At 67.4% G+C, this 11347-nt stretch carries 9 protein-coding genes and 1 riboswitch; of the genes, 2 read left to right on the plus strand and 7 right to left on the minus strand.

Going from position 1 to position 11347, the window contains the following annotated elements:
* Positions 1–9: 9 nt before the first annotated feature.
* The 7 genes from ACT53R_RS16090 to ACT53R_RS16120 form a co-directional block, all read right to left on the minus strand.
* A complete protein-coding gene (locus ACT53R_RS16090) occupies positions 10–1269 on the minus strand; it encodes a type II secretion system F family protein (RefSeq protein WP_476172922.1) in 1260 nt (419 codons plus the stop codon).
* A gap of 3 nt (positions 1270–1272) precedes the next feature.
* Positions 1273–3000, minus strand: coding sequence for a type IV-A pilus assembly ATPase PilB (gene pilB / locus ACT53R_RS16095; protein ID WP_476172923.1), 1728 nt, complete (start codon positions 2998–3000; stop codon positions 1273–1275).
* Positions 3001–3308: 308 nt separating this feature from the next.
* Positions 3309–3758 carry a pilin gene (locus ACT53R_RS16100; RefSeq protein WP_476172924.1) on the minus strand — a complete coding sequence of 150 codons (450 nt, stop codon included), beginning with the start codon at positions 3756–3758 and terminating at the stop codon, positions 3309–3311.
* 114 nt (positions 3759–3872) lie between these two features.
* Positions 3873–4322, minus strand: a complete 450-nt coding sequence (locus tag ACT53R_RS16105) for a pilin (RefSeq protein WP_476172925.1) — start codon at positions 4320–4322, stop codon at positions 3873–3875.
* A gap of 246 nt (positions 4323–4568) precedes the next feature.
* Positions 4569–5321 carry a hypothetical protein gene (locus ACT53R_RS16110; RefSeq protein ID WP_476172926.1) on the minus strand — a complete coding sequence of 251 codons (753 nt, stop codon included), beginning with the start codon at positions 5319–5321 and terminating at the stop codon, positions 4569–4571.
* 84 nt (positions 5322–5405) lie between these two features.
* Positions 5406–6824 (minus strand): sigma-54-dependent transcriptional regulator, encoded by a 1419-nt coding sequence (locus ACT53R_RS16115; RefSeq protein WP_476172927.1) that lies wholly within the window; start codon positions 6822–6824, stop codon positions 5406–5408.
* Between the two features lie 90 nt (positions 6825–6914).
* A complete protein-coding gene (locus tag ACT53R_RS16120; RefSeq protein WP_476172928.1) occupies positions 6915–8516 on the minus strand; it encodes a sensor histidine kinase in 1602 nt (533 codons plus the stop codon).
* 205 nt (positions 8517–8721) lie between these two features.
* Between ACT53R_RS16120 and sucC the strand changes: the two genes are divergently transcribed.
* The gene (sucC, locus tag ACT53R_RS16125) at positions 8722–9885 is read left to right on the plus strand and encodes an ADP-forming succinate--CoA ligase subunit beta (RefSeq protein ID WP_476172929.1); all 1164 of its coding nucleotides are present in this window, start codon (positions 8722–8724) and stop codon (positions 9883–9885) included.
* Positions 9886–9970: 85 nt separating this feature from the next.
* Positions 9971–10846: a succinate--CoA ligase subunit alpha gene (sucD, locus tag ACT53R_RS16130; protein ID WP_476172930.1), complete on the plus strand. Its 876-nt coding sequence runs from the start codon at positions 9971–9973 to the stop codon at positions 10844–10846.
* A gap of 132 nt (positions 10847–10978) precedes the next feature.
* A riboswitch (cobalamin riboswitch) is annotated at positions 10979–11220 on the plus strand.
* Positions 11221–11347: the final 127 nt, after the last annotated feature.

Below are 11347 nucleotides of genomic sequence, written 5' to 3' on the forward strand. Positions count from 1 at the left end.
CTGTGTCCGTCAGCCCACCACGGCGGCCAGCTTGAAGATCGGCAGGTACATGCCGACCACCATGCTGCCCACCAGCACGCCGATCACGATCATGATCATCGGTTCGAGCAGGCTGGCCAGCGCGTCGACCGAGTTGTTGACTTCCATCTCGTAGAACTCGGCGACCTTGAACAGCATGGTGTCGAGCGCGCCGGCCTCTTCGCCGATCGCGGTCATCTGCACCACCATGTGCGGGAACAGGTTGACCTGCTTCATCGCCATGTTGACCGGATAGCCGACCGAGACGTCGTCGCGGATGCGGTAGGTGGCTTTCGAGTAGACACTGTTGCCGGTGGCGCCGGCCACGCTGTCCAGCGCTTCGACCAGCGGCACGCCGGCCTTGAAGGTCGTCGCCAGCGTGCGCGAGAAGCGCGCGACCGCCGAGCTGTTCATGATCTGCCCGATCACCGGGATCTGCAGCACCACCTTGTCCAGGAAATGCTGGAACGCCAGGGAGCGCTTGTAGAAGAAGATGAAGGCGACAACCGAGCCGATGACCGTCAGCAATACCGGGAACCACCACGCGACCATGAAGCGCGAGAGGTCGACGATGACCTGGGTGAAGGCCGGCAGGTCGGCGCCGAAGCCCTTGAACACGTCCTCGAACTGCGGCACCACGTAGACCAGCATGATGCCGCTGACCAGGATCGCCACCGCGATCACCATCGCCGGATAGAACAGTGCCTTCTTGATCTTCGACTTCAGCGCTTCGACGTTTTCCTTGTACGTCGCGATGGTGTCAAGCACGGTTTCCAGCACGCCCGCGGTTTCGCCGGCCTTGACCAGGTTGCGGTACAGCTCGTCGAACTGCACGGGGTGCTTGAGCATCGCCTCGTAGATCGACGAGCCGCCCTCGATGTCGGCGCGCAGCGAATCGACCAGGTTCTTCATGCGCACGTTCTTCTGGCCGTTCGCGATGATCTCCAGCGACTGCACCAGCGGCACGCCGGACTTCATCATCGTCGCGATCTGGCGGCTGAAGATGGCGATGTCCTTGGGCGTGATCTTCTTGCCCGCGGCGCCGAACAGCGGTTTGGGCTTGGGCTTGACCACCGTCGGGGTGATGCCCTGGCGGCGCAGTTCGGCGCGCAGCAGATTGCCGTTCTTGGCCTGCTGTTCGCCCTTCATCTTGATGCCGCGCTTGTCGGTGCCCTCCCACTGGTACATGGGCAGGGTGACGCCGGCGCGTTCGGGGGCGGCGGTCTTGGCGGCGGAACGGGAAGCGGCCATGGGTTAGTCCTTGGTGACGCGGTTGATTTCGGCGAGGCTGGTGATGCCGTTGCGGGCCTTCAGCAGCGCGGACTGGCGCAGGTTGCGGATGCCGACCGACCGCGCCACCTCACCGATCTGCATGGCGTTGCCGCCCTGCAGGACGATGGCCTGGATGGCCTCGGTCATCGGCATGACCTCGTAGATGCCCGTACGCCCCTTGTAACCGCCGGTGCACTCGCCGCAGCCGACCGCTTCGTACAGGGTGAAACCTTCGTGGATTTCGTCGCTGGTGAACCCTTCGGCCAGCAGCGCGTGCTCCGGCAACTCCGCCGGGCGCTTGCAGTTCGGGCAGAGCCGACGCGCCAGACGCTGCGCGATCACGAGGCTGACCGAGGAGGTGATGTTGTACGGCGCGATGCCCATGTTCATCAGGCGCGAGATGGTCTGCGGCGCGTCGTTGGTGTGCAGCGTGGACAGCACCATGTGGCCGGTCTGCGCCGCCTTGACCGCGATCTCGGCGGTCTCCAGGTCGCGGATTTCGCCGACCATGATCACGTCCGGGTCCTGGCGCAGGAAGCTGCGCAGCGCCGCGGCGAAGGTCATGCCGCGCTTGGCGTTCTGCTGCACCTGGTTGATGCCGGGCAGGCGGATTTCGACCGGGTCCTCGACCGTGGAGATGTTGCGCTCCTCCTCGTTGAGGATGCCCAGCGCGGTGTACAGCGACACGGTCTTGCCGGAGCCGGTCGGGCCGGTGACCAGCACCATGCCGTACGGCTTGTGGATGGCGTCGAGGAAGAGTTTCTGCTGATCGGGCTCGTAGCCGAGCTTGTCGATGCCGAGCTTCGCGGCGCTGCCGTCGAGGATACGCAGCACCACCTTCTCGCCGAACAGCGTGGGCAGGGTGCTGACGCGGAAGTCGATCTGCCGGGTCTTCGACAGGTTGAGCTTGATGCGGCCGTCCTGCGGCACGCGCTTCTCGGCGATGTCCAGCTGCGACATGACCTTGAGGCGCGCGGCCATGCGCTGGTTGAGCTTCACCGGCGCCTTCGCGACCTGCTTGAGGATGCCGTCGATGCGCAGGCGCACCCGGTAGTCGTTCTCGTAGGGCTCGAAGTGGATGTCCGACGCGCCGCGGCGGATCGCATCGACCAGGATCTTGTTGATGAACTTGACGACGGGCGTGTCGTCGCCCTTCGCATCGACGCCGCCTTCGCTGCCGCCGGCCTCGTCGTCGCCGCCGGAGACGTCGAGGTTGTCGAGGCCTTCGGCGTCCTCCATCCCCCCGAGCGAATCATTGTTCTCCAGCCACGCCTGCATCGTGCGCCGGATCGTGTCCTCGTCGACGAGGATCGGTTCGACCACCAGGTTGGTGTGGAACTTGATCTCGTCCAGCGCCGCGGTGTTGGTCGGGTCGGACACGCCGACGAACAGGCGGCCGCCGCGCTTGAACAGCGGCAGCACGTGATGCTTCTGCAGCAGGTCGTCCTTCACCAGCCGGATCGCGCTCTGCGAGGCGTCCATGGTGGCGGGATCGAACAGCGGCATGCCGAACTCGATCGAGTTCGCGGCGGCGAGCTGGGACGGGGTGACCAGCTTCTGTTCGCGCAGGTAGCCGGCGATCGGCTTGCGCTCGCGGGTGGCGGTGTCGAGCGCCTGGCGGGCGGTGGCCTCGTCGAGGGCGCCATCCAGCACCAGTCGCCGGGCGATGCCGGTGATTCCGATCAGATTGGCGGTCGCGGCCGAATTCATCGTCAGTGGTCGTCCTGTCGGAAAGCGTCGCCCGGGTCAGCGTCCTAGGTTACTGCGCCGGTTCGCGGCTTGCATCCCATTCCCCACCCGGAATCCTGCGCGATCAAGCGGATGAGTGCAATTGTTGAGGAAAGGATGAGGTGGGTCACGCCGTGCCGGCAGGCTCCGGATGTGACGCAGGCCACATCCCGGAATGCCGGGCTCGATGGGAGGCCGGGGTGGACGATCGTCGATCGTCCGTGGATCGCGCCAAAAAAGAACCCGGCCGTGGGGCCGGGTTCCTGGGCTTGCAAGAGACGCTGAAGGTATTACGGGCAGTCGCCCTGGCCCGGACGCAGGCCGCGGGTCTGGTTGCAGACCGTGCCGCCGTTGGTCCAGGTGATGTTGGACGCACCCGCGACAACGTTCGGCTGGTTGTCCCACGTGAGAGCCGCGCCGCCGCTGGAAGCCGTCGCGCCCGTGGTGGCGATGATCCGGCCATCGGTCACGCTGGTCAGCTTGGTCACGTTCTTCGTCAGCTGGAAGCTGGCAATGGTGGGCACGCCGTTCGCACCAGCGGTGCAGCCGACCTTGGTCTGGGTTTCGGAAATGCACACATTGACCGCAGTGCGGAAGCCGGTGAGCTCGGCAGCGGCGCCGGTGGCACGGGTACGGGAGATGTAGTCCTGGTACTGCGGGATGGCGATGGCGGCCAGGATGGCGATGATCGCGACCACGATCAGCAGTTCAATCAGGGTAAAGCCTTTGGTGTTCTTCATGATGTCCCCTTGTTGGAATGCCGTTGCCGGCACTCGTTCAATCCTTCTCTTCCACAAGGAACCCGGCACGAGGGCCGGGTTCCTTGTGTCGTACTGCAGCAGACAGCCAGAACCTTACGGGCAGTCGCCCTGACCCGGACGCAGGCCGCGGGTCTGGTTGCAGACGGTGCCGGCGTTGGTCCAGGTGATGTTCGAGGTGCCGGCGCCCACGTTCGGGGAATCGTCCCACGTCAGGGCGGCGCCGCCGCTGGAGGCTGTGGCACCGGTCGTGGCGATGATCTGGCCGTCGGTGACGCTGGTCAGCTTGGTGACGTTCTTGGTCAGCTGGAAGCTGGCGATGGTGGGCACGCCGTTCGAGCCGGCGGTGCAGCCGACCTTGGTCTGCAGCTCGGAGATGCAGACGTTGACCGCGGTGCGGAAGCCGCTGAGCTCGGCGGCGGCGCCGGTGGCGCGGGTGCGCGAGATGTAGTCCTGATACTGCGGGATGGCGATGGCGGCCAGGATGGCGATGATGGCGACCACGATCAGCAGTTCGATCAGGGTGAAGCCTTTGGTGTTCTTCATGATCAGTTTTCCCTCGGGATGTGGAGTAGCGAACGTTTTCACGTGCCCCGTACCAGGAAGGTGCATCCGGTCCGTGGCGCCCGTGCTACCGAGCACGTGCAATGAACCTATATGCACAACCCGTGCCAGCCTGCCGAATCAGACAGGTGCCCGGTCCTGCATCGGCGTTCGGGCATGGTTCACAGAATGGCGATTGCCAAAAGTGACGTTTTGCGTCACGTGCCTGCCCGGCAACGGCAAAGCTGTTCAGTGGGCCGGAGGCGGGGCGAGCGTGGTGACCGGTTCCGCAGTCCGGGCATCGACCAGCAACATCGAGGCCGCCCGGGCGGAGTGGATCGACACCAGCCGCAGATCGGCCTTGCGACGACCGCTGCGGGCGATCGCTTCGTCCAGCGACTGCGGGGTCATCCATTCCGGCAGCGACTTGGTGGCGACCGGCAGCGCGAACTTGAGGATCTCGGTACGCTTGTCTGCGTAAGCGCGGTAGTGTTCGGGCAGTTGTTCCAGCGGCCGCTGGCGGGCAATGAGGTCGGCGAAGACTGCGGCCCGGGCATCGGGATTCTTCGGCAGCGCCACGGCGTAGCGCCGGGGGCCGAACCAGGCCAGGCTGCGGGTGTCCGCGGTCCTGGCCTTCGCGAGATCTCGCGGTTCCAGCTCGTTGGCGTAGAGCAGGTACATCTTGTCCACCGACCACACCATGAAGACCGGCCGGCTGATCCACGCGGTGTGCAGGGCGTAACCCATGAAGAGCGCCTGCATCACGCCGATCATGGCCAGGTCGCGTCGGGTCAGGCGCATGTCGTGCGCCTTGAAGACGATCAACGTCAACAGCGGGCCGGCGACGATGTCCACGCACAGCATCGTGACCAGCAGCCGGTCCATGCCGGCGATGCGGATCATCCCGTACGGGAACCAGAGCCAGTAGATGAGGCCGGTGATGGTGCCGACCACGGTGAAGCTGATCAGCAGGTGGATCGCGGCGGCTTTCCAGCGGGTCATGCGGGTCATGCGAGGCGGGCGCGATGGGTTGGCCCGCGATTATGCGCAGCATACCGGCGGTCGCAAGTCCGCCGGGGAGCGCGGTCACTCGATCCCGAGCTTCTTCAGCTTGTAGCGCAGTGCGCGGAAGGTGATGCCCAGTGCGGCGGCGGTCTTGGTCTTGTTGTAGCGGTGTTCCTGCAGCGCCTGCTGGATGGCGTTGCGCTCGATTTCCTCGATGAACGAGGGCAGGGCGCTGGTACTGGTGTCGCGCGGATTGCCGCCGCGGGTGTCGGCGGCGGCCGGCGCGGGCGCCATCATCGCGGGCGCCGGGGCGGGTGCCTGGGTCAGCGCCGGCGCCTGCGGCAGGATCTGCGGCGCATTCGGCAGGCGCAGGTCGCGGGCACCGATGACCTCGCCGTCGGCCATGGCCAGCGCGCGCTCGAGGATGTTCTCCAGTTCGCGGACGTTGCCCGGGAACGGGTAGACCTCCAGCGCGGCGACCGCATCCGGGGACAGGCCCGGCGCGCGCCGCTTCATGGCGTAGGCCAGACGCTTGAGGATGGCCTCGGACAGCAGCGGCAGGTCGCCGGTGCGCTCGCGCAGGGGCGGCACGTCCAGCTCGATGACGTTGATGCGGTAGAACAGGTCGTGGCGGAAGCTGCCTTCGGCGACGAGGACGTTGAGGTCCTTGTGCGTCGCCGACAGGATGCGGACGTCGACCGGAATTTCGGTGTTGGCGCCCACGGGGCGGACGGTCTTTTCCTGGATCGCGCGCAGCAACTTGACCTGCATCGGCAGCGGCAGTTCGGCCACTTCGTCCAGGAACAGGGTGCCGCCGTCGGCGACCTGGAACAGGCCGGGCTTGTCGGTGTGGGCGCCGGTGAAGCTGCCCTTCTTGTGGCCGAAGAACTCGCTTTCCATGAGTTCCGACGGGATGGCGCCGCAGTTGACCGGGATGAACGGTCCCGCGGCGCGCGAGCCCTGGGCATGGATGGTGCGGGCGACCAGTTCCTTGCCGGTGCCCGACTCGCCGCTGATGTGCACCGGCGCCTGGCTGCGGGCGACCTTGGCGATGGTCTCGCGCAGGCCGACCATCGCCGGGGATTCGCCGAGCAGCAGCAGCGTGCCTTCGGGATTGGCCTGCCGGCTGCTGTTGAGGTCCAGCGCCTGGCGGACCAGGCCGCGCAGCACGGTCAGGTCGACCGGCTTGGTCACGAAGTCGAAGGCGCCGCTCTTGAGGGCCTCCACCGCCGCTTCGACGTTGCCGTAGGCGGTGATGACCGCGACCGGGGTGGTCGGGAAGCGGGTGGCGATCTCGGCCACCAGGTCCAGACCCGAGCCGTCGGGCAGGCGCATGTCGGTCAGGCACAGGTCGTAGGCCACCGTGCTCAGCATTTCCCGGGCGACAGCGAGGTTCGGCGCCGTGTCCGTGCGCAGTCCCATCCGTCCCAGTGTCACGACGAGAAGCTCGCGGATGTCGTGTTCGTCGTCGACGATCAGCGCGCTGCGTTGCTCGGCCATGGTGCCCTCCTGCGTCAATTTTAGCCCAGCTGCGGCAGTACGGACAGCAGTTTTTGAGATGGATTGGACGAAAGGGCAGCCCTATGGCGATCAGGCGGGCAGAAGGGTGTGCTGGCCGGGCATCGTGATCCGGAAACAGCAGCCGCCCCCGGGCAGCGGCACGTGTTCGAGCGTGGCCCCGTTGGCGCGGCACAGCTCGCGGGCGATGTACAGGCCCAGGCCGGTGCCGTGTTCGGAGGTGGTGAAGAACGGGCGGAACAACTGCGGGACCACGGCTTCGGGGATGCCCGGGCCGCGATCGATCACGTCGATGACCGGTGCGTCGTCCAGCCGGTAGGCGTGCAGGGTGATGCGGGCGGCCTCGCCGGGCAGGTGGCCGTGGCGGCGGGCGTTCTGGACCAGCGCGGTGACGATCTGGTGCAGGTGCTTGGGATCGATCAGCGCCGGCACCAGGGGCTGTGGCGCCGCCAGCGCGATGTTGCCGGTTTCGTCGGGCGCGCTCTGCTTGAATTCCTCGATGAAACCGCGCAGGAAGCCGACCAGCTCGACGTGCTCGGCGGTCGCGCGCTCGCGCCGGGCCAGGCCCAGCACGCTCTCGACGATGGCATTGGTGCGCATGCACTGCTGGTGGATGATCTGCGCCATCCGGCGGTCGCCGTCTGGCAGGTCGCGCGACTCCTCCAGCAACTGCGCGGCGTAGCTGATCGCCGCCAGCGGGTTGCGGATCTCGTGCGCCAGGCTGGCGGAGAAGCGGCCCATCGCGGTCAGGGTCAGCGATTCGGCGCGGCGCGAGACCAGCGAGGTGTCGTCGAGGAAGATCAGGGTGTCGTCGCCCTTGGCGAACAGGCGGGCAAAGCGCGGGACGACCTCGAACTGGTCGTTGCCCAGCCGCAGCGGGGTGTCGTTGGGCAGGCCATTGCGCAGCCATTCGCTGAGGCGCAGGGCGAGTTCCGGGGCGGCCTCGACCAATCGCCGCGTGCCCGCCGCGCCTTCGCCGAGGAGCAGCATCGCCGCTTCGTTCGCCAGCTTGATCTCGGCCTCGCGGTCCACCAGCAGCACGCCGGTGCGCATGCGCCGGATGATCAGTTCGTTGACCTCGGCCAGCCGGGTCGCCTCGGCGCCGCGGCGCTCGGCCAGCGCTTCGGTGGCGCGCATCTGCAGGCGCAACTGGTGGGTGAGGGTGGCGATCGCCAGAAAGCTGACGGTGAACATCATCAGCTCGGCCATCGGCCGGGTGGGTTCCTGCTCGATCACCAGGGTCCAGAAGTAGGCGGCGGCCAGTCCGGCGGCCGCGGACACCGCGACCCCCAGCCCCAGCCGCAGCGGCAGCAACAGCGCCGCCGAGCCGACGTTGAACAGCAGCATCAGCGCCACGCCCGAGGCGGCCTGCGGGATCGCGTGGGCAGCGAGCGCCGCGACCAGGATGTCGATGCCCACGCCGACCAGGGTCGGCGCGAGCGTGCTCCGGGCTCGCCGGGCCTGTGCCAGCAGCACGATCGCGGCCACGAGATAGCCCGCGGCCACCCCGCCGACCAGCATCCCGTGGTCGTCCCGGGGCGGGAGCGCGACCACAGGCCCGAACACCAGCAGCGCCAGCAGCCCGGCTTCCAGCACCCGGTACAGCGCGAACAGGTAGAGCTCGCGCCGTGCGTATTCCTGTGCCGGCGAAGCGGGGGCGGAGGTTGGGCTCAAACCCGGGGTCTCTGGTGGAACGAGGGGCGAGTATAGGCGGCCGGGACCGGGTCCGCCGCCGTTCGACCATGGTCCGGGCTGGCCCGGACCCGGCGCATCGGCGAGAATAGCCAGCTGTCCGCGCCCCTTTCCGCCGTCCCAGGCGCCCGTGGCCGCGCGGCCGACCGCACCCCGGTGCGCTCGCCCTTTCCCGCATGGAACCGACATGAACTTCCACGAATATCAGGCGAAGCAGTTGTTTGCCGAATACGGCATCGCAGTCCCGGCCGGGCGCGTCGCGCGCACCCCGGAGGAGGCCGTCGATGCGGCCAAGGCCATCGGAGGCGATTTCTGGGTCGTCAAGGCCCAGATCCACGCGGGCGGCCGCGGCAAGGCCGGCGGCGTCAAGCTCGCCAAGACCTACGACGAGGTCCGCGACTACGCCAAGGGCATGCTCGGCACGAAGATGTCGACCTACCAGTCCGCGGGCGTCGCGCTGCCGGTCGACAGCGTGCTGGTCACGCAGGCCACCGACATCGCGCAGGAGCTCTACCTGTCGGTGCTGGTCGACCGCAGCAGCAAGGCGGTCACCTTCATCGCCTCCGCCGACGGCGGCGTCGAGATCGAGAAGACCGCGGTCGAGAACCCCGACGCGATCAAGACCCTGCACGTGAACTACGTCCAGGGCCTGCAGCCGTACCAGTGCCGCGACATGGGCTTCGCCCTCGGCCTCAATGCGAAGCAGGTCGGCCAGCTGACCAAGATCATGCTGGGCCTGTACCGCCTGTTCAACGAGAAGGACCTGGCGCTGGTCGAACTCAACCCGCTCGCCATCCTCACCAACGGCGACCTCGCCGTGCTCGACGGCAAGATCAACTCCGACGACAACGCGACGTTCCGTCATCCGGAACTGGCCGCGATGCGCGACATTCGCCAGGAGGACGAGACCGAGGTGCTGGCCAGCCAGCACGACCTCAACTACGTCACGATGGACGGCAACATCGGCTGCATGGTCAACGGCGCCGGCCTCGCGATGGCGACGATGGACGTGATCAAGCTCAACGGCGGCGAGCCGGCGAACTTCCTCGACGTCGGCGGCGGCGCCAACAAGGAGCGCGTGACCGAGGCGTTCAAGCTGATCCTCCGCGATCCCGACGTGAAGGCGATCTTCGTCAACATCTTCGGCGGCATCGTCCGCTGCGACATGATCGCCGAGGGCATCATCGCCGCGGTGAAGGAAGTCGACGTGAAGGTGCCGGTGATCGTGCGTCTCGAAGGCACGAACGTGGACGCCGGCAAGGCGCTGCTGAAGTCCTCGGGCCTTGCCATCATCCCCGCCGACGACATCAACGACGGCGCGAAGAAGGCCGTCGCGGCCGTCGCCGCCTGATCCGGGATTTTGTAGGGCGGGTCTCGACCCGCCTCCAACGCATACAGGAAAGGCGGGTCGAGACCCGCCCTACGGGATAAAAGCAATGTCCGTCCTCGTCAACAAGAACACCAAGGTCATCGTCCAGGGCTTCACCGGCCAGCAGGGCACCTTCCACGCGCAGCAGATGCTCGACTACGGCACTCAGGTCGTGGGCGGCGTCACCCCGGGCAAGGGCGGCACCGAGCACATCGGCCTGCCGGTCTTCAACACCGTCGCCGAAGCCGTGAAGGCCACCGGCGCCGACGCCTCCGTCATCTACGTGCCGCCGCCGTTCGCGGCCGACGCGATCATGGAAGCGGCCGACGCCGGCATCAAGGTGATCGTCGCGATCACCGAAGGCATCCCGGTGCTCGACATGCTGCGCGCCAAGAACGCGCTGAAGGGCTACCCGGACACCGTGCTGATCGGCCCGAACTGTCCGGGCGTGATCACGCCGGGCGAATGCAAGATCGGCATCATGCCGGGCCACATCCACATGCCGGGCAAGATCGGCATCGTCTCGCGCTCCGGCACGCTGACCTACGAAGCCGTGAAGCAGACCACCGACGCCGGCCTCGGCCAGTCGACCTGCATCGGCATCGGTGGCGACCCGATCAACGGCACCAACTTCATCGATGCGCTGAAGCTGTTCCAGGACGACCCGCAGACCGAAGGCATCATCATGGTCGGCGAGATCGGCGGCAGCGCCGAAGAAGAAGCCGCCGAATACATCTCGAAGCACGTGACGAAGCCGGTGGTCGGCTTCATCGCTGGTGCCTCGGCCCCGAAGGGCAAGCGCATGGGCCACGCCGGCGCGATCGCCTCCGGCGGCACCGGCACCGCCGAGGGCAAGTTCGCCGCGCTGGAAGCGGCGGGCGTGACCACGGTGAAGTCGCCGGGCGACCTCGGCGCCGCCATCGCGAAGCGTCTGGCGAAGTAATCCGCGCACGATTCGCGCCCGGCGCCGCGCCGGTTCGCGCAGTCCGACGAAGGCCGCCTCCGGGCGGCCTTCGTTTTGCCTCGCCGTGGCCGGTACCACGACATTTGGTGTTGACCCTCTGCGGCGAGCCCATTATGTTGTGCGCGTCGAAGGTGCCGACTCCGCCCGGAGTCGGCTGAAATGGGAATCCGGTGCGGCAGGCGACCTCGGTCGACCGCCCATTCCGGAGCTGCCCCGCAGCGGTAACTGGGAACGACCCGCGTCAATGGCACTGGCTTCGCCCGCAACGGGCGCGCCGGGAAGCGACGCGCAGTAGGTGCGACTCCGGTCGCGTGCCCGTGAGCCCGAAGACCTGCCTCGACCGACGCCTTCCTTCCGGCGTCGTCTGGCCACCGTCTCCGCGGGGAGCGCAGGTCGACGTCGTGCGATGCGCCGCGTGCGCACGCCGGCTCGTGCCGTTTCGCCACCGCGTCGATGCAGGCCCGCCCGAGGGGGCGGGGG

It is taken from the genome of Lysobacter sp. DMC104, from assembly GCF_056313665.1.

Bases quoted from the DNA above. Each gene is read 5' to 3' on its own strand.
- ACT53R_RS16090 (WP_476172922.1), bottom strand. From the start codon at position 1,269: ATGGCCGCTTCCCGTTCCGCCGCCAAGACCGCCGCCCCCGAACGCGCC.
- pilB (WP_476172923.1), bottom strand. From the start codon at position 3,000: ATGAATTCGGCCGCGACCGCCAATCTGATCGGAATCACCGGCATCGCC.
- ACT53R_RS16100 (WP_476172924.1), bottom strand. From the start codon at position 3,758: ATGAAGAACACCAAAGGCTTTACCCTGATTGAACTGCTGATCGTGGTC.
- ACT53R_RS16105 (WP_476172925.1), bottom strand. From the start codon at position 4,322: ATGAAGAACACCAAAGGCTTCACCCTGATCGAACTGCTGATCGTGGTC.
- ACT53R_RS16110 (WP_476172926.1), bottom strand. From the start codon at position 5,321: ATGACCCGCTGGAAAGCCGCCGCGATCCACCTGCTGATCAGCTTCACC.
- ACT53R_RS16115 (WP_476172927.1), bottom strand. From the start codon at position 6,824: ATGGCCGAGCAACGCAGCGCGCTGATCGTCGACGACGAACACGACATC.
- sucC (WP_476172929.1), top strand. From the start codon at position 8,722: ATGAACTTCCACGAATATCAGGCGAAGCAGTTGTTTGCCGAATACGGC.
- sucD (WP_476172930.1), top strand. From the start codon at position 9,971: ATGTCCGTCCTCGTCAACAAGAACACCAAGGTCATCGTCCAGGGCTTC.